This window comes from Alteromonas sp. RW2A1 (genome assembly GCF_001886475.1).
GTDB lineage: Bacteria > Pseudomonadota > Gammaproteobacteria > Enterobacterales > Alteromonadaceae > Alteromonas > Alteromonas hispanica.
Genome location: NZ_CP018031.1, coordinates 2,351,202 through 2,370,220, shown reverse-complemented (window position 1 = coordinate 2,370,220; position 19,019 = coordinate 2,351,202). Strand labels below are relative to the sequence as shown.

The 19,019-nt window shown below is 43.8% G+C and carries 12 protein-coding genes and 1 pseudogene; 8 read left to right on the top strand and 5 right to left on the bottom strand.

Translation table 11 applies throughout. The features are described 5' to 3' along the window. Window positions 1-117 precede the first annotated feature (117 nt). Window positions 118-2,805, top strand: coding sequence for a TonB-dependent receptor (locus BM528_RS10625; RefSeq protein ID WP_071979785.1), 2,688 nt, complete (start codon window positions 118-120; stop codon window positions 2,803-2,805). A gap of 285 nt (window positions 2,806-3,090) precedes the next feature. Here the strand turns inward: BM528_RS10625 and BM528_RS10620 are convergent. Both BM528_RS10620 and BM528_RS10615 read right to left on the bottom strand, forming a co-directional pair. Further along, a pseudogene (locus tag BM528_RS10620) lies at window positions 3,091-3,510 on the bottom strand (fasciclin domain-containing protein); the annotation flags it as partial. A gap of 490 nt (window positions 3,511-4,000) precedes the next feature. Next, window positions 4,001-4,555 (bottom strand): glutathione peroxidase, encoded by a 555-nt coding sequence (locus BM528_RS10615; protein WP_071979783.1) that lies wholly within the window; start codon window positions 4,553-4,555, stop codon window positions 4,001-4,003. A 532-nt stretch (window positions 4,556-5,087) separates the two neighbouring features. Here BM528_RS10615 and BM528_RS10610 point away from each other — a divergent pair. Further along, window positions 5,088-7,583, top strand: a complete 2,496-nt coding sequence (locus BM528_RS10610; RefSeq protein WP_083595391.1) for a S9 family peptidase — start codon at window positions 5,088-5,090, stop codon at window positions 7,581-7,583. 150 nt (window positions 7,584-7,733) lie between these two features. Here BM528_RS10610 and rrtA read toward each other — a convergent pair whose 3' ends face one another. After that, window positions 7,734-8,318: a rhombosortase gene (rrtA, locus tag BM528_RS10605; protein WP_071979782.1), complete on the bottom strand. Its 585-nt coding sequence runs from the start codon at window positions 8,316-8,318 to the stop codon at window positions 7,734-7,736. 114 nt (window positions 8,319-8,432) lie between these two features. On the opposite strand from rrtA, the gene BM528_RS10600 reads away from it, so the two are divergent. From BM528_RS10600 to BM528_RS18960, 3 genes are all read left to right on the top strand, one after another. Next, window positions 8,433-9,197 (top strand): enoyl-CoA hydratase, encoded by a 765-nt coding sequence (locus tag BM528_RS10600; protein WP_071979781.1) that lies wholly within the window; start codon window positions 8,433-8,435, stop codon window positions 9,195-9,197. 14 nt (window positions 9,198-9,211) lie between these two features. Continuing rightward, window positions 9,212-10,969, top strand: a complete 1,758-nt coding sequence (gene ggt / locus BM528_RS10595; RefSeq protein WP_071979780.1) for a gamma-glutamyltransferase — start codon at window positions 9,212-9,214, stop codon at window positions 10,967-10,969. A 129-nt stretch (window positions 10,970-11,098) separates the two neighbouring features. Continuing rightward, on the top strand, window positions 11,099-11,230 hold the full coding sequence (locus BM528_RS18960) for a hypothetical protein (protein ID WP_269529434.1): 132 nt from the start codon (window positions 11,099-11,101) through the stop codon (window positions 11,228-11,230). Between the two features lie 17 nt (window positions 11,231-11,247). Here the strand turns inward: BM528_RS18960 and cdd are convergent, their stop codons facing one another. After that, entirely contained in the window at window positions 11,248-11,655 is a 408-nt protein-coding gene (gene cdd / locus BM528_RS10590) for a cytidine deaminase (protein ID WP_071979779.1), read from the bottom strand. A 134-nt stretch (window positions 11,656-11,789) separates the two neighbouring features. Between cdd and nlpI the strand changes: the two genes are divergently transcribed. Both nlpI and BM528_RS10580 read left to right on the top strand, forming a co-directional pair. Continuing rightward, complete coding sequence (gene nlpI, locus BM528_RS10585; protein ID WP_071979778.1) at window positions 11,790-12,692, top strand: lipoprotein NlpI; 903 nt, start codon at window positions 11,790-11,792, stop codon at window positions 12,690-12,692. Window positions 12,693-12,704: 12 nt separating this feature from the next. Continuing rightward, window positions 12,705-14,414, top strand: coding sequence for a hypothetical protein (locus BM528_RS10580; protein ID WP_071979777.1), 1,710 nt, complete (start codon window positions 12,705-12,707; stop codon window positions 14,412-14,414). 57 nt (window positions 14,415-14,471) lie between these two features. Here the strand turns inward: BM528_RS10580 and cysZ are convergent, their stop codons facing one another. Continuing rightward, the gene (gene cysZ, locus BM528_RS10575) at window positions 14,472-15,203 is read right to left on the bottom strand and encodes a sulfate transporter CysZ (protein WP_071979776.1); all 732 of its coding nucleotides are present in this window, start codon (window positions 15,201-15,203) and stop codon (window positions 14,472-14,474) included. Window positions 15,204-15,510: 307 nt separating this feature from the next. Between cysZ and smc the strand changes: the two genes are divergently transcribed. Then, window positions 15,511-19,008, top strand: coding sequence for a chromosome segregation protein SMC (gene smc / locus BM528_RS10570; RefSeq protein ID WP_071979775.1), 3,498 nt, complete (start codon window positions 15,511-15,513; stop codon window positions 19,006-19,008). Window positions 19,009-19,019: the final 11 nt, after the last annotated feature.

The window sequence follows — 19,019 nt, the reverse complement described above, 5'->3', positions numbered from 1 at the left end:
TTAGAGTAGAAATTATTTGCCGTTTGTGGGTTAATAGATATGATCTTTTTGATATGTGTTTCAAGTAAACACTATCCGAAGAAAAAAAACCAATATACTCAAAGGGAAAACACAAATATGCGAAAAACTCAGCTTAGCTGTGCGATCGTCGCTGCATTGGCATCAACATCTATAGCCGCGCAGGAGTCGGAAGCACCCGCAAAACTCGAAACTATTGAAGTAACGGCAACAAAACGAGCAGAGTCTATTCAAGACGTGCCCGTAGCGGTGTCTGCACTCAATGGTAAAGCGCTTGAAAATTTAGGCATCGACAACTTCCAAGAGTACGTTGAGTTCTTACCTAACGTCGTGTTCCAAGGCACAGGTCCTGGACAAAACGAAATATATATTCGCGGTGCAGCGACAACACAATCAAACATCATGTTGTCATCAGTACAAGCACTGCAACCGTCTGTAGCGTTTTATTTAGACGAGATGCCGGTTTCAATGGCTGGCCGTAATCTTGACGTTTATGCCACTGACGTAGAGCGCGTAGAGGTTCTTCCTGGGCCACAAGGCACACTATTCGGCGCTAGCTCACAGGCTGGTACTATTCGACTTATCACTAATAAACCAGATCACGCAGGCTTTGCTGCGGGTTTTGACACCAACATCGGTTTCACCAAAGACGGTGAAATGAGCAATTCTGTTGAAGCCTACTTCAACATGTCACTTACCGACGATTTAGCGGTTCGCGTAGCTGCATACAACGACCAGCAAGGTGGTTGGATTGATAACGTGAGGAACGTTCCAGGCGAAGGCGGCTATATTGGAAGTGCGGTAGTTATGGATCGTATATCTGCAGGCTTTGGTAAATTAGCAGAGCCACAGGTTATGGATGATAATCGTATCACCAATCCGAACATCTCAGCGAACTCAGATGCTCGTGTAGTTTCCCCACAAAACGACGCGCTTGTTGAAGAAGACTTTAACGACGCGGTTTACTCTGGCGCGCGTTTTGGGTTGTCGTATCACATCAACGACGACTGGGATTTATTGGTACAGCATACTCAGCAAACGCTAGACACCGAGGGAGTTTTTGCTTACGACCCAACGCTAGAAGGCGAAACTTCTGCTCTTCGCTTTCAGCCGGATGAAAACAGAGATGAGTTTGGCCTTACAACGTGGACAGTTGAAGGTCGTTTAGACAAGCTTGATGTTGTCTACACCGGTGGTTATTTAGATCGTGAGATTGACACTCTGGCTGATTATACTGGTTACACAAACGGCGGATTTTACTCTACGTTTTACGTTTGTGATTACACTTCTGCTGCAGAAGACCAACGATGCCTTGATCCTACAAAATATTACCAAGAGGATACTTCTTCGACACGCAATACTCACGAGCTGCGCTTTAATACTACCATGGACACCCCATGGCGCGTAACCGCGGGTTTATTTTACGATGAACAAGAAGTAGCAACAGTTGGGCAGTTTAAGATTGCAAATATTGAAAAATTTGGTCCTCGAGCAGCAGAACTTGTAGGAAGAGAGGGGATTAATAGCGACGGCGGTCCATTTCCATCTGAAGTAAGCTTCGTCAATGATATCACTCATACTATTGAGCAGATTGCTGTGTTTGGTCAAGTTGAGTACGACCTAACAGAGAAGCTAACTGCAAGTATTGGTGCTCGTTGGTATCAAATTGATGATATCTACGTAGGGTCAACATCTACTGTTGACGTAACACGCCGGATTCGTGCTTTTGGTACGCAAGATCCTGACGAGCTTGCTGCTGTTGGCTTAGACCCTGAAGCGGTTAACGCAGCAATTCAGAGCGGTCAGTTGGAAACAGATCTTCTTGATGACAACGGTGTGCTTACCGTTGATGATACTATCTTTAAGTTTTCACTAGATTATAAAATAAATAAAGACGTACTTGTTTTCGCTAACTACTCTGAAGGTTTCCGTCCGCCGGTTACCAACCGTGTTGGTGGTGGTTTGTCAACAAATCAAGAAGGCAAGTTTAACAACTTCCGTATTCCAGTTTATTCAACAACCGATACTCTGGACAACTATGAGCTCGGTTTGAAAGGCGACTTCTTCGACGGTCTATTCCGTGTTAATGCTACTGCGTATTACTCAGAAATCACTGACCTTCAAACATCTCGTTACGACCCCACTAACATCTCATTCTTGGTATTCACCGACAACGTGGGTGATGCGGAGATTAAAGGTCTAGATGCAGATTTAACATGGCTTGCTACAGACGATTTAGTGATTAATGCTGCATTTAGCTTACTAGATACAGAATTAACAAGCGTTAACTCTGAGCTTGAGGGCATTGCTGCAGGTGTTGGTTCACAACTACCTTACTCTGCGGAGTTCTCTGGTAACATTAACGCGCGCTATTTCTTCGAGTTAGAAGGCGGTAAACGTGGTTATGTTAACGGCTCTGTAAGCTACACAGGCGATCGTTATGCGGGTATGGTAATGGACGCTTTTGTAATGGAAGACGCTACTCAAAACATTTATGGCACAGGTTCTGGTCTTAAAATAGAACAAGAAGCAGCCGTATATGAAGGTGTAACGTACGCAGATTCAAACGGCGAAACCTTCCGAGGTGGCCGCTATGTTCAAGAGTCTTATTTCCTTGCTAACCTGGCTGTTGGTGTAACTAACGATGTTTGGAAAGCTGAACTATACATTGATAACGTATTCGATGAGCGAGCAGTGCTAAACATTGATACACAACAATTTACGCCGAAAGTAGTAACGAATAGACCTCGCACTATCGGAATGCGTTTCTCATACGACTACTATTAAGATAGTTAGCGTTTGATACATTGGTTACAAAACCATAGGTATAACTTAAAACGGCAAACTTTTTGAGTTTGCCGTTTTTTGTTTGCCCAGCGAAGCTGGCAAACCCGTCAGGTTGAAAGAAACCTGAATCACCCTGACTGAGGGGAAGATAATCCGAATGGCAAGGGCGTTAAGGAATTATGCCAGCATGGTATCACTGGCATTTTCAATGATGTGGCTACCCATGTACTGCTGAGTGAAATATGTACAGCAAAGATCAACAGACCCTAGGAGATTATCTCCAGAAAGAGACAAAGCAACCGAAGCTCCGTTGACTGTCTCAACTAAATTTCCCGCTTGGCCTACTGCAGCATCTGCATCCACTTCTGAAGAAAGTACGTGATAAGTAAGGATGTCTGTCAACGTGTCTGTGTCGGCAAGTAACGCGTCAATTGTTTCCTGACCCAAGGCCGCAAACGCATCGTCGGTGGGGGCAAAAACAGTAAAAGTACCATCTTCGTCGTCTAGTGTTTCAACTAAGTCTGCAGCTTCAAGTGCTGTAACAAGTGTTGTGAAGTTTCCATCCGCCACGGCAACATCAACTATTGTTGTTGCTTCCGGTGGCGGAACAGGTTGTGGTGCTGGTGAGTCATCGTCATCATCTAGCCAACATCCAGAAAGTGTTAATGGAACAGCTAGGATTGCCGCTTTTACCTTTAGGTTCATAATTTGTTTTCCTTTAATTAACAAACATTGCAAAACACCTACGCTGTGTTTTGTCCTAAAGTTCTACTAAAGTCTAAATATTAAAGGATATTAATGAAGTGATTGCGCTTTTGCTTTAGTCGGAGTCGATAACAATATTTTGCGAAAAACGAAGTGATAATGTTGGTCTTTATGATGATGATATTTAGCATAGAAAATCACTAGCATACTTGTATGACGACTAAATAACCTTAAAGTTGCGGTGTAATGAATTGCGAACTGACTCCAACTGATGGCGCGCATAGCTTCGGAATAAATCGATTTCAGTGAATTTCAAAAAATAAATTGAACTATGTCGAAAAGCAGTGGACTAAATTACTGTAGTAAGAGAAAACGAAATTGAGTTTGTTTTCTGAAATGTGTGTTCCAAGTTGAGTGTGTTTGTTGCCCCGCCTTTGTAGCGGGGCTTTTTTATGGGCTTCGCGATCGAAAGCTGTGAAGCAAATACTACTTACTCGTTAATTAAAGCTTCAACATCTGCAACGAAGCTGTCATCAGTTGGTTTTGTTGCACTTGGATAATGGGTGATCTTCGTTCCCGTTTTGTCAATAAGGTATTTGTTAAAGTTCCAAGAAGGCTCTTTGCCAGTAGCCGCTTTCAGCATACGATACATGGGGTCGGCATCTTCTCCGCGCACGGCAGTAGGTTCAAACATAGGAAATTTTACGCCGTAAGTAAGCTCGCATAACTCTGCGGTTTTACCTTCATCTTTCGCTTCTTGATTAAAGTCGTGAGACGGAAAACCTAACACAACAAAGTCTTCATCTTTATATTCACTGTATAGTGCTTCTAGTCCTTCAAACTGTGGCGTAAAACCGCAATAGCTCGCAGTATTAACTACAAGAACGGCTTTGCCAGCGTATTCGTCGCACAAATTGACCGTTTCCTGTGAGTTAAGTTTACGCTTCATAAATTTCAAAACACTAGGACATTCGTTTGCCATTGCTGGCTGAAAAAGTAGTGCAGCAACCGTAAAAACGCCCGCTGATATTTTTGTTAGATTCATTTTTCTCTACCCTTTGACATAAATTAATTATTAATCGCTTGCGTGTAACACACTCCTTATACGCGCATTACACGCAAAACGGAGCATTCATACCAAGCCGCATAGATAATTACCCACTCAAAAGGCGCTGGCAAGTTTCCTGGCGAAGCGTGGGAATGCAGTAATGGCTGGCCCCTTTCAAATTCCCAGAATGAAGCTAGGAAGCTTGCCAGACCTTCCCGAAGGGCGAGTTTAAAATGTCCGTACTCTTTGTTGTGTCACCTTGATGTAGAACCACTATACCTGCGGTAACACGCCGCGATTACGAACATTTTAAGTCTCGCTGAGTGGTTAAGTATCTATGCGGTTTGGTATTTTATTTATTACTTGAGTGCTTACATTCAGGCCGATATTTGCACAGCAAATCTCAACACATCACATGCTAGTAAGCTTTTGTTGCGTTTGTTGCACATATGTTAAAGACGAACGTTGACGACACTATAAGCCCTTTGCGTATAATGCCGGTGGGTTTCACACAACAATGATGAAAAAAATGAAAAAATATAATTCTTTGCTTATTGCCGCAAGCGTAACAATTGCACTTGGTGGTTGCGTAAGCACCAATACTAAAAATGAAACGACTGCGGTGTCTGCGTCTAACACCATTGTTGAATCGGTAACGCCACAAACAAACCTTGCATCAGCACCTGCCGCGTCGAAAAACGGTGAGATAACGTTAAAACAAATTATGTCCGATCCGCAGTGGATAGGAGCCTTGCCCACCAATATGGGGTGGTCGGTAGATGGTTCAGCCATTGTCTTTGAAAGAGAGCGCGAGAACAGCGCTCTTAGTGATGTGTATGTTATCGATAGCAATAACGTAGGAAAAGAAAGCAAAGCGCCGCTAGCCGATATGCACACATACCGCTATGACGAACGGGTTGAGAGAGGCGATGGTGTTGTTGCCTTCAGATTTAAAGACAGTGTCTATGTGCAATTTACCAATGGTAAAACGGTACAGCTTACTCGCGGCGGTAACCCGCTTTCTACGCTATCGTTTATGACCGATGGTCGTCTCATGGCAACAAGTGGTAATAAGTTTATCGCTATCAACTTAGAAAACGGCACTCGGGAAGAGTTGGTCAGTTGGGTTTTCGACGACGCTCCAACAGCGGTTAACCATGCTAAGGATTATATTGCTGAAGAGCAACAATCACTTATCGAATATATCAAGCTGCAAAGGCAAAACCAAAAAGACCGTGACGCGGCAAACAAACAGCTGGCCTCGGTAAATACAGCTGTTGCGCCTTCGCCTTTTTACTTTGACAAGTCTCATCGCCTTGCGGGTATAAGTGTGTCTCCAGCGGGTAATTACGCTGTGGTAGCCACCACTGAAAGTAAACCTACCAGAGATGATAGCGATATCATGCCGCACTATATTCAAGAAGACAGTCGAATAGCTGCGAAGCCAGTAAGACAGCGAGTGGCTGATGCAGAGCCTGAGAGCCACGATTTATGGCTATTGAATTTAAAAACCGGCGAAAAATCTGAGCTTAATTACTTTAATCTACCAGGCTATAACGACGATGTGTTGGCAGACGTAAAAGCAGAAAATGCAAAGGCAAACGGTGAAACTTATGAAGTGAACCGCTTGCCCCGTCCCATTAAGTTGTTTCAAAGCTGGTATTGGACAAAGCCTTCTATTCGCTGGCACAAAAATGGAAATGCTGTAGCAGTTATGCTGGAGGCATGGGACAACAAAGACCGCTGGATTACTACCGTAGATTTAGAGGACATAACCCTCGACAGTCAACACCGCCTTCATGATGACGCTTGGGTTAACTATCGTTTCAACGACTTCGGTTGGTTAAATAATAGTGAAACGCTGTATTATCAATCTGAACATACAGGTTACGCTCATGTGTATTTGCAAAAACCGGGAAAAGACCCGGTAGCGCTAACCAAAGGCAATTATATCGTTGATGACATCACTCTCAGCAATGACGATAATTATATCTATTATAAAGCAAACAGTGAGCATCCAGGTATCTACGAGATTTATCGAGTTGATACGCAAACAAAAGCAATTGAAACGCTTACTAATTTAAATGGCATCACAGATTACTCATTAAGCCCAGATGGCGACACGCTACTTCTCAGTCACAGTAAAGTTAATCGTCCGCCCGAGCTTTATGTTAAGCCCGCAGAAGCTACAACCGTAGCAAAGCAAATTACATCGAGTTTGAGCGAAGAGTTTGCTTCGTTACCTTGGGCTGTGCCTAACGTTGTAGCTATAGAGTCGTCGCATACCGATGCACCAATTTATGCTCGCGTGTACTTACCTGAAGGATACGACAGCACTAAGAAAAATAAGGCCGTAGTGTTTAATCATGGCGCAGGCTATTTACAAAATGCCCATATGGGGTGGTCGGGCTATTTCCGTGAGTACATGTTCCACAGCATGCTGGTACAACAAGGTTATGTAGTGCTAGATATGGATTACCGTGCTTCTGCCGGGTATGGCAGAGATTGGAGAACGGCGATTTATCGTCAAATGGGCACGCCAGAGGTGCAGGATTTGCGCGATGGCATCAACTATTTAGTGGAAAATGCTAATGTAGACAGAGAGCGCATCGGCACATATGGCGGTTCATACGGTGGGTTCCTAACCTTTATGTCTATGTTCACAGCGCCAGATTTATTTGCTGCTGGTGCTGCATTAAGACCGGTTACCGATTGGGCTCATTACAATACGCCGTATACATCTAATATCCTCAATACGCCTGATGTGGATCCTATTGCCTACGAGCGCAGTTCGCCTATTTATTTTGCAGAAGGGTTAGAAAAGCCGCTGCTGATAAATGCGCCTATGGTTGATGACAACGTCTTTTTCCACGATACCGTTCGTTTGGTACAACGGCTAATTGAACTAGAAAAAGAAGACTTTGAGACTGCAATATATCCTGTAGAGCCGCATGGCTTCGTTCAGCCAAGTTCATGGTTAGATGAATACCGTAGGATCTATAAGTTATTTGAAGAAAACTTGTAGTCGTATTTACCATTTATAAAAAAGCCCAACATTCGTTGGGCTTCTAAAGTTAACGCACTAGGGGCTCGAAAAGGGCCCTTTTTGTGGATGTGCTTATTTGTAATTATTACCGAGTGAAAAGTGGTAAGTGAGACGCAGGGCCAAGAGAGATTAAGTACGCTTTGCTGTACTTATCATGAGTAGAAAAATAATTAATCCGCCCACTGCACCAAACATATGGGCATCAACAGCAACTTTTGCATCAATCAGCTCAGCAACTTGTGCGCTACTGCCATTGTATTGTTCGTAGCCCACCTTAATCGCAATGCCTACAAGTAATAGCCAGCCTGATGTCATTTTTTCTTTGATGTCCATACAAGCGCCCCACACGAATAAACCGTGTAACGCACCGGATAAACCCGCATACCAAATGAGGTTTTCTGAAAAGAAATAAAGGCCAGCGCTGGTGGCTAGGCAACACCAAACAAAGACTTTTAAAAATCGAGTAGGAAGGTAGTGTTCGCCGTGTAGTGCCCAGAGTAGAGTTAATCCAACAATATTTAGCAAAAGGTGATAACCATTTGTATGGACGATATTTCCAGTAATAAGGCGCCACGTATCCAAACCCTGAATAGCGTAGCGGTCGTAAGCTAGCCAATCACTTGATTGAGGTTCAAAGAAGAAGGCAATAAACGAGCACAAGGCTAATATTAAAGGGCCTGCACTGTACTTAAACGAAAACGGCAGTGAAATCATTAGCGATAGTTATTTTTTTATTTTGAGTTTGGTCGCTATGATACAGAAAATTACCCTACGGGTGAAAACAGATATTTACCCGAATAATAAAAACTCGACAGGAAAGGATAAAAAATGTCTTTGATATTAGTAGAGAGAGCTCAGCAAACGCTAACTATTACCATTAACAGAGCGGATAAAAAAAATGCGCTCACCCGTGAGATGTATCAACTCATGGCCGATGCGATTTTAAGTATCAAGAACGATGGTGTGACAAAAGCGGTTGTAATAAAAGGTAATGGCGACTGCTTTACTGCGGGTAACGATATTAGTGACTTTGCGGCGCAAAAAGAAGGTGCTCAGGTACCTGAGACAGCAGCGTTTATGCGATCTCTTATGACCTGTGTTGTACCTGTTATTGCACAGGTGCATGGTCTAGCGGTAGGTATTGGTACCACTTTACTTTTACACTGCGACTTTGTTTATGCCACACGGGATAGTAAATTTGTTTTGCCATTCATTAATTTAGGCCTTGTTCCTGAATATGCATCAAGTTATCTTTTACCTAAAATGGTGGGCCACATCAAAGCGGCGCAGTGGTTAATGCTCGGTGAGCCTTTTTCCGCTAACGATGCCTATCAATTTGGCCTTCTTACTGAGATAGTAGATGAGCAAAACATTGCGCATGCAGTGGCCTCTACTGTTGAGAAATTGGTTAGTAAACCGAGCTTTGCGCTTCTTCAAACTAAAGCGCTCTTAAAAGGCGAAGCTGAGGATGTGACTCAGCAGATGAATGCCGAGTTTGATATTTTCCTTGAGGCGCTTACCATGCCTGCAGCGCAAGAGGCATTTGACGCATTCCTTAAGAAGCGCCCCATCAATCCAGAGAAATTTAAATAAGAGGAAACACTATTTTGAGGTTCAGTTCTTTCTTTCGCACATCGTTATTAGCATTTGCGGTTACCGGTGTTTTATCTACGACGTTACAAGCAAAACAAGCACGAGAGGTTGGAGAGCCAGAAGCCGCCACGGGATATGTTGAAAAGAAGGCTTTTGAGGCTAATGACTACATGGTTGTTGCAGCAAACCCTTATGCTTCTTGGGCCGGAAAGAACATTATTGAAAAGGGCGGAAGCGCAATTGATGCGGCTATAGCAATTCAATCTATGCTGACATTGGTCGAGCCTCAATCTTCGGGTATTGGCGGTGGAGCATTTATTCTCTATTGGGATAATAAAAACAAAGTGCTGCATACCTTTGACGGCAGAGAAGCAGCGCCAAAAGCGGTGAATTCACATTGGTTTATTGAGGGTAATAAGCCAATGAAGTGGATTGATGCAGTGGTTGGTGGCAAGTCAGTGGGAGTACCTGGAGCGGTAAAAGCCTTGGAATTAGCCCACGGCGAATTTGGGAAGCTGCCATGGAACACGTTATTTGACGACACCATCAACACAGCTCAAGAAGGTTTCAAAGTATCGCCTCGGCTGGCAAAGTTAGTCGCTCTCGATTATCACCCCGGTTTAAAAACGTTTCCCGCAAGCGCAACTTACTTTTTCCCGGCAGGAATGCCGTTGAAAGAGGGGGCAATACGAAAAAACAGAAAACTAGCCAAAACATTGAAGGGCATTGCTGAAAATGGCAGCGATTATCTTCTTAAAGGCGAACTTGCCGAAGAGATTGTGGCCGCAGTTAATTCTGCTGAAATCAATCCAGGGCAAATGTCGGTAGACGACTTAGCTAATTACGAAGCGAAAAAGCGCAGCCCAGTTTGCGGTACATACCATGAAAAGCGTATTTGCGGCATGCCACCGCCAAGTTCTGGTGGCGTCAACGTTTTTCAAATTTTAAAAATGTTAGAAGACAAAAATATTGGTCAATATCCTCTAGACTCTGCAGAGTTTGCGCATTTATATACTCAAGCAAGCGCGCTCTCCTACGCTGACAGAGAAAAGTATATTGCCGATAGCGATTTTACCAACCTTCCTTTCGCCGCAATGATTAACACAGCCTATTTAGAGCGAAGAGCAGAGGGAATAAGTTTAGAAGAGCGCTGGCATCGTGCAAGAGCCGGTAATCCTTATGCGGGAACAGAGATTGCTATGGGAACCTCCATGGAATTACCGAATACGTCTCATGTATCTATTGTAGATAAAGAGGGTAATGCGGTTTCGATGACAACAAGTATCGAATTCATGTTTGGTTCGGGCATTATGGTAGGTGGTTTTCTACTCAATAATCAGCTAACAGACTTTTCATTTTCGCCTACGAAAAACCGCTTCCCTGTTCCTAACCGGGTAGAGCCGGGTAAGCGTCCTCGCAGTGCAATGAGCCCAACAATGGTATTCGATGAAGAAGGCGAATTAGAAATTGTGGTGGGCTCGCCAGGTGGTTCAAGAATAGTGAGTTATGTCGCACAAACTCTTATTGGTATGTTGGATTACGGGTTAAATATTCAAGAGGCCATAAATCTTCCTAAAATAACCAATAGAAACGATTACACAGCGCTCGAGAAAGGCACCCCCATTATTGGTTTAGAGGAGCCGCTCAAGGCGTTGGGTCATAATGTCAAAGTGATAGATCTGAACAGTGGGTTACACGGCATTCAGGTCAAATCAGGTAAGTTGATAGGTGGCGCCGACCCGAGAAGAGAAGGGATTGCAGTTGGGAAGTAGCGAAGCTAGCTCAACATAAAAGCTAATCGATATCCAAATAAGTATAGAGCGGTTCGCAGATGGCTTATTGCTCTATACTTTAAATACGGTGTCACTAAAATTTAACTTGGCAAAAGGAAAGCTTGTAACATGGATTTTTTATTGAACGTTTTAATATGGGTAGGCGTTGTCATTTTCGCTGTTTTCTTTATTGGTTTTCTTGCAGCAATGAAACTCAATGAGCGCCAAGACGACAACAACAATAACAAGCCTAACCCGTAAGCCCTTCCATTTTGTGGTTACTTCTCTAAGTCGTAAGCCCTAAATGCGTTGGGTAATAGTTCGCCAATGGTTGTTTTAAGTCTTTCACCGGTATTGGTTATCATGGTTACTGGGGTGTCATCGCTGGCAAACTCTGCAATCTTTTGCCTACAGCCGCCGCAGGGAAAGCACATATCTTCATTAGGGCTTGCAATAACGATGTGAGCGATACGCTTGTGTCCATTAGAAACCATACTGCCAATTGCTGAAGCTTCTGCACACTGACCCAAAGGGAAGGCGGCATTTTCTACGTTGCAGCCTGCAAACATATCACCAGAGTCAGTTTCTATAGCGGCACCAACTTTAAAACCAGAGTAAGGGGAATGGGAAAAGCGCTGTGCGTTAAAAGCAAGTTGTGACAGTTTTTCTAGGTTATTTTTCTTCATAGCTACCTTTGTTACCCGCCTATTACACTTTACTTTTCTCACTAAATGCGAGAAGGTTGCGGCATCAACGCCGCGCCAGGTGTGTACTTTTTATACCAGCGGATTTTTCTTTTTTTACAGAATGCTTTTTTACCATGCGCAGAAACGTTAGTCTCATCTTTTTTTTCCTAATTGCTTGTATTTTAACCGGTTGTGCGCAAACACAGCCAGAAGCTCAGCGCAGTCAAATGGGTAACCTCCTACTGGCCGAGCCGGCGCCCGCGAACCCACGCTCGCAAATGGCGATTGCTCGATATAATCAGATATTAACAAGCGCTGCTTTATCTGACGGAGATAAAGCAGAATTGCATTTTCAGCGCGGTATGTTGTACGACAGTGTGGGCCTTAATGGCTTAGCGCAGTTCGACTATAGCCAAGCAATAAACCTAAAGCCAGACTACGCAGAGGCGTACAACTCCATTGGCATTCACTATATTCAACAAAACGATTTTATTCAGGCGTATGAAGCGTTTGATTCAACGCTTGAGATAAACCCAGATTTAGACTTTGCGTTTTTGAATCGCGGTATAGCGCTTTATTACGGTGGCAGAGCAGAGTTGGCTACCAGTGACTTAGCGGTATTTCTTAAAAAAGACGAAAAAGACCCGTTCAGAGCGCTGTGGTCTTATTTTGCAAACTATGAAGTATCACCGCAGCAAGGCGCAGAATATTTAGCGTCGATAAGACCTTTATTAGACAACGGACACTGGGCTACTTCACTTGTTGATTTGTTTTTAGGTGTTGTTGATGAAAATACGGTACTTAATTCATTACTAAAAGGTATCGCAAGTCAAAAAGCACTTACCGACCGTTTGTGTGAGGCTTACTTTTACTTAGGTAAGTACCATAGCCAAAGAGGAAATAAAGGCATTGCCTCGAACTATTTTAAATTAGCGCTGAGCACCAATGTTTATGACTATGTTGAACATAGATACGCACGTATAGAGCTAAATCGATTGCGTCAGCGAACCGACGATGTGTCGGTAGACAGCGAATAGTTCGTTTAAACAATGCGCGGTTTATTCTTGGCTGTGCTTGCACTGCTTGTTGTGGCGGGTGATACAAGCCGCTACATCCCTCAACTGGTGTTTAATGCCAACGCCATCCTTACTAGTGCGGACCAAGAAAGCACGAGCGATGTAGAGGCAGATCACATGCGAGCGGCGTTTTCATTATTGTGGCGTGCCGCATTACTGCAAGCCCGCGAAGAAAGCTCCCAAGAAGCTTCTCAACAAAGCGCTCCTTCTGCTGCGCAAGCAGATGCCAGCGCAGAACAATTACTAGTAGCCGCGTTAGAGAAGATAAACGCCCACAGCGAGAAAGAAAGTGCTTCTGCTGATTCAGTAGCGTTTCCAGAACTACCAAACAATATTGAAACCACGGAAGTCGCTACGCAACAAGTTAATCAAAACGCTGAGCGTAATCACGCAAGCGAGGCTTATCCATTAGGTACCGAGTATTGGCTGCAAAAGTTGGTGACGCTAGACAACGCGGATGCGGCCTGGTTGCTCTATCAACAAAAAGGCAGTGACGGTACATCAGAAGAGTTCATGGCGTTAGCTGCCAAGGGAAACGTGCCTGAGGCGCAATTGGCCTATGCCATGTCGTCGCAAAACCCTAAAAAACGAGAGAAATGGTTGATTCGTGCGGCAGAGCAGGGCTATGTGCCTGCTCAGGCGGCTTTGGCCGACTGGTATCTTCTGCATGATGAAAATGCGAAAGCAAAGCCTTTACTTGCTGCAACAGCCTCTTTAGATATGCAGAGCGCGTTCAAATATGGCCGTTTGTTATGGGATGACGGTGAATTTAACGAAGCTAAAAAATACCTAAGTGAAGCGGCTCAACTAGGACAAACGCAAGCAAAAGATGCATTGGCCATTATAGAGCGCTATTCACCTACAGCGCTTAACAATATTAAACCGTATAACTGGGGCGATGAGGGGCGCTGTTTACAGCGAATTCAACCTTTTGCATCAACGTTAGCCACTATGACTAGGGCAGATAGCTTTTATCGTAAATTTAATAACGATGACAGGCTTGCATCGCTCTCGCTCTGTGTTGCACCTCCAGTATGGCTTCAAAAAGACGTACTAAAATGTACCGACAGTTTCAATAATAGGAATTTGTTGGGGTGCGACGTGACACCTTTAGCAAGCATTGCCAAAAAGCGACAATTCAGTCATGCGGTTGTTGTTGCCAAGCAAGGCAAGGCAAACGTGCAAAACGGTGTCATGTATTTGGATATCGGCGATACGTATTCAGTATTTGTTCATGAACTCGCCCACTTTGCAGGTTTTGCTGATGAGTATCCGATAGCAAAAAGTATGGCAAAGAAGTTGTGTAACACACAGCGTATAGGCGACTTTGCGCCGCCAAATTTGGTTATCGATAGCCCCAATTACTATTCACCCATAGAAACCGTTGCTCGCTGGTCGGCAATCGACCCGAATACAATTGTTGCAAAGGCAAAAACCTGTGAAGGGCTGGCGCTGAAAAGTTATAAGCCAAGTAGGCGTATTACATTTATGGAACACCACGATTCCGGCGTAATACCGCCACTCTATTTAGTGTTATGGCAACAGCAATTGGAAAAACAAGAGGCTCAGCGCCCTATATCAATGAACTTTTTTCAGGCGTTTCATCACAAAGGTGATCAAAACGAGGCCGCTTACTGGCTAGCTACCTACGAAGCCTTTGTTGCTAAGTCACAGTCCAATTAATAATTCATAATTGCATAGCCGCATAATTGCGTTCTCACGTATCTACGATGACGCCTGTTACGCGTCATCTTTTAATTCATTTACCCACATTGCCGTTGCCCCGCAAATTGCTACCGGCATAATGATAAAATTCACTACGGGGATTAAAGAAAAAATATTTACCATCATACCAAAACTCATGGCTTTGCCTTTATGCTCGGACAAATGAAGACGCATCCGGGTAAAAGGAACCTTATGATTATCATACGGGTAGTCACAATATTGAATAGCCATCATCCAAGCGTTGAAAAGAAACCACAAAACTTGGCCTATTACGGGCAAGATAAAGAAAAGTAATAGAAACCCGATTGCACGAGGCAAATACCACGCGAGCTTAGTTACTTCACGGCCCAATGTGCGGGGAATGTCTTTAATTAGGGCCATTACTCCTTCATCACCTAATGCTTGTCCGCTCAAGTGGCGCTCTACTTTTTCTGACAATACGCCGTTGAATGGCGCTGCAATCCAGTTGGCTAGGGTGCCAAAGATAAGTGCAAAAATCAGCAAAACGCTTATTACAGCCAAAGGCCAAAGTAGGAACGAGATAGCGGTTTTAATCCAGCCAAGCCATTCGGGAACTAAGTTGATGACATAGGCGATACCTGACTCAATTTGACCAAATAAAAAGTAAAAAGCCACTGAAAATAGAATAAGATTTATGGCAAAAGGAACAAAAACAAATCGCTTCAGACCCTTCGTCTTTATTAGTGAAAATCCCATGAAAAAATAATTTACACCGCCAGCACTCATTCGCTCTCCTTAAAAAATTACGTTAAAACAGTACCGCTCACTGTCAAACGTTATATTAAAAATCACATCAAATATAACACCAAACACTATCATCATATTATCCAACACGGTCAGACAGAAATGTTAATTGTTACAAGCTGTATGATTTGGTAGAGTCGATAAGATAATAAAAAGACAATACTGTGTGCTATTGCATTAAAAAATAACGTGAAAACCGCTCATTCACCACCCATTTTCGCTAAACGTGTAAACAATACGCAAACCATTGTTTGTCGTTTTGCTGTGCCTGTTTATATGAGGGCAGAGTGTGCGCCTTAAAAAAATAAAGCTTGCTGGCTTTAAATCTTTTGTTGAACCCACCGTTATTCCCTTTCCTGGTGAAATGACCGCAGTAGTGGGGCCAAACGGTTGTGGAAAGTCCAACGTCATAGATGCGGTTCGATGGGTGCTTGGCGAAAGCTCTGCAAAAAATTTGCGTGGTGACGCAATGACCGATGTTATTTTTAACGGTTCTACGACAAGAAAGCCTGTAGGTCAGTGCAGTGTTGAATTGATATTCGACAACACGAGCGGGCGTATTGTTGGAGAGTATGCTAACTATAACGAACTCTCTGTAAAACGTCTGGTAACACGGGAAGCGCAATCTACTTATTTTCTTAATGGTACAAAATGCCGAAGACGTGACGTAACAGATCTATTCTTAGGAACAGGGTTAGGGCCCCGGTCATACGCCATTATTGAGCAAGGTATGATTTCCCGTCTTATTGAGTCAAAACCTCAAGAGTTGCGGGTGTTTATTGAAGAAGCCGCGGGAATTTCCAAATACAAAGAGCGCAGACGTGAAACTGAAAACCGCATCAAACATACCCTCGATAATTTAGACCGCCTCACAGATGTGCGCGATGAGCTTGGCCGGCAGTTAGAAAAGCTGCAAAGACAGGCAGCAGCAGCGACGCGATATAAAGCGCTACGGTCTCAGGTAAGAGAACTAAAAGGGCAGCTTGCTGCAATTCGGTTTTTAAAAAACAGTGAGCATATTGAAAAACTAGAAACTGAAAAAGCGTCTCAAATATCTGAGATGGAGGCGTTAATAGCGCGTCAGCAGGGTGATGAAGCTGGCGTCAACATGTATAAAGAAAAGCAATCAGACCTAAAACAAACAGTAGATGATATTCAACAATCCCTTTTCACCACCAGTACATCTATCACTCGTTTAGAGCAAAATGCGCTGCATGCCAAACAGCGAGCAACACAAGTTGAACAGGAGATATCCCGTATCAACGAACAACAGCAGCTGTTACGGCACTCGTTGCAAGAAGCGCAAACATTGCTGTCGCAATCCCACGATTCACTGCTGGAAATAGAGCCCGAGCTTGAAATTAACGAGGCAGAACTGTACAGCGTGAAAGAGCGTTTTGAAGACGCTGAACAACTGTTGCGCGATGTAAATGCGTCTGCAAGGCAGCAAGAAGCTGCATTCAACCAAATTAAAAGCAAGGTGCAAGAGAGCCACAGCCAAATTCAATCTCTTATGAATGTTCAATTGCGCACCTCTCAAAGAATAAGCGAAATACAACAAGAGCTTTCTCAAACCCAAGATGAGAACTTTGAAGAGCAATTGGCGATTTTGGATGCGCAAGCTGAAGAGGCAGAAGAGAATGTGTTTGCGCTTCGAGAAAAAGTGAGTGACCTTACAACCTCAGAATCTGAAGCCAGTGAAGAGTTAGAGTTAGTCCGCAATGAGCTAGAAGAGGTAACCGGAAAACTTCATGCTGCAAGGTCTACGCATTCCGCATTAAGCGCACTGCAAAGTGATGCATCGCGCTATGTTTCTCATCAAGACAGCAATGAGCAAGTGGCGAAAACGCTGTGGCAATCTATTTACGCTCCAGACTTGTTAGCGCCCTGTATTGAGGTAGTGCTTCAATATCTCAATCAACCACTTTTATCTAAAAAGGATGAAGTGGCTTCTGTGTTTTCACAACAGGAGGCGTTACCTAGCGGCGTGAGGATATTTACTGAGTCTGTATTTACAGATAAGGCAGAGCCTGGAACGTTGGCTTTCGCACTTCTTGAGTTTTCAGAAAATCAGCGAGTGCCCAGCTTTTTGAACGACATTTTTATCTTTCAAAATGACGAAGATCTCTTTAGTGACCAAACCAAAGACAAATTAAAAGACAGCGGCAAGAGTGCGATGTCGCACAGTGGCTTATGGTGCGGTGAAAATTGGTTATTAAAGCCTGGTAAAACTGAAGACGGAGTACTTCAACGTGCGAATAAGCTAACTTTATTAGAAAACGAAATGCAGACTCTTGAGGAAGCAAAACTGTCAGGCCAAGAGCGGGTTGAGATGGCTCAGCTATCGATTAATAACATACGTCAAGAGATACAGAAGCATCAATCAGAATTGTTAGAGTGTGAGGGTGCGTATCAGCAAAGTAAAAATGCTCGTTCGTTGTTAGCGATGCAGCAGCAACAGCAGCAGTCGAGAATGACTAAACTGCAAGATGAATTGGCAGCGCAGCAAGCTCTTCAGCAGGAGGAAGAGAGCCAGCTAGAGATGCTTTCTGAGTCGCTCACTCTTTATGAACAGCAGCTTTCAGAGTGTGAAGAAACACTTGCAGATGTGAATGAAAGGCGAGAACGAGAAGAGCTCAGTATAGTGGAGCTTAGAGCGCAAGTAGAAATGTTAACCTCTAAAAAGCACGAGCTTGCGCTAAAAAAACAACAGCTTGATAATCATCAAAAAATGTACAGCGAGCAGGTGAGTCGAAATGAAAGTCAGATGAAAGAGTACGTTGAAACCACATCTCGACTTACCGACGAGCTTTCACAGTTAACATCACCGCAAGAGACCCAGCATGAAGAGCTTCAGGTGCTACTCGAGAATAAGCACGAGTTAGAGCACCAGCGTAGCGAAGCGCTCGCACAGCTAGAAGATATAGAACAATGGCTTCGCGAGGCTGAAAAAGGGCAGCAGGCTTTAGGAAAGGATATTCAGGCTAGACAGGCGCACATCGACACACTCAAAATAGAGATAGAGGGTCATCGAGTACGTGGGAATACGGTATTAGAGCAACTTCAAGAGTCTAAGCAGTCGCTAAAAACACTTCTTGCCGAACTTCCTGAAGACGCCGATGAAAATAAATGGCAGCAAGAGCTAGAGAAAACACAAGCGAGTTTACAGCGTTTAGGCGCTGTAAACCTTGCTGCGGTAGAAGAGTTTGAAACACAATCTCAACGCAAATCGCACTTAGATGAGCAGCATGAAGATTTAACCAATGCACTGGAGACCTTGCAGGCTGCAATCCGAAAAATAGACAAAGAGACACGAAGCCGCTTCTCGAATACCTTTGAGCAAGTAAACGAAGATTTAAAAACGCTCTTTCCAAAGGTGTTTGGCGGTGGTTCAGCCTATCTTGCGCTTACAGATGATGACTTACTTGAAACAGGGGTGACCATTATGGCTCGTCCACCGGGTAAGAAAAATAGTACAATTCATCTTTTAAGCGGTGGAGAAAAAGCATTAACCGCTTTATCATTGGTATTTGCAATTTTCAGATTAAATCCGGCGCCCTTCTGTCTACTCGATGAAGTTGACGCGCCGCTAGACGATGCTAACGTGGGCCGTTTTTGCAATCTGGTGTCACAAATGTCTGAGACAGTGCAGTTTATTTACATTACCCATAATAAAATAGCGATGGAAATGGCGAGTCACCTAACGGGTGTCACAATGGCCGAACCTGGTGTATCGCGCATGGTTGCCGTTGATGTCGACGAAGCCGTTGCATTCGCAGAAGCATAACAAAGGGCGAA

Excerpts from the sequence above, each read along its gene's own strand:
- BM528_RS10625 (WP_071979785.1), top strand. The coding sequence starts at position 118 with ATGCGAAAAACTCAGCTTAGCTGTGCGATCGTCGCTGCATTGGCATCA.
- cysZ (WP_071979776.1), bottom strand. The coding sequence starts at position 15,203 with ATGAGTGCTGGCGGTGTAAATTATTTTTTCATGGGATTTTCACTAATA.
- BM528_RS10580 (WP_071979777.1), top strand. The coding sequence starts at position 12,705 with ATGCGCGGTTTATTCTTGGCTGTGCTTGCACTGCTTGTTGTGGCGGGT.
- BM528_RS18960 (WP_269529434.1), top strand. The coding sequence starts at position 11,099 with ATGGATTTTTTATTGAACGTTTTAATATGGGTAGGCGTTGTCATTTTC.
- BM528_RS10610 (WP_083595391.1), top strand. The coding sequence starts at position 5,088 with ATGAAAAAATATAATTCTTTGCTTATTGCCGCAAGCGTAACAATTGCA.
- BM528_RS10600 (WP_071979781.1), top strand. The coding sequence starts at position 8,433 with ATGTCTTTGATATTAGTAGAGAGAGCTCAGCAAACGCTAACTATTACC.
- BM528_RS10615 (WP_071979783.1), bottom strand. The coding sequence starts at position 4,555 with ATGAATCTAACAAAAATATCAGCGGGCGTTTTTACGGTTGCTGCACTA.
- nlpI (WP_071979778.1), top strand. The coding sequence starts at position 11,790 with ATGCGCAGAAACGTTAGTCTCATCTTTTTTTTCCTAATTGCTTGTATT.
- cdd (WP_071979779.1), bottom strand. The coding sequence starts at position 11,655 with ATGAAGAAAAATAACCTAGAAAAACTGTCACAACTTGCTTTTAACGCA.
- rrtA (WP_071979782.1), bottom strand. The coding sequence starts at position 8,318 with ATGATTTCACTGCCGTTTTCGTTTAAGTACAGTGCAGGCCCTTTAATA.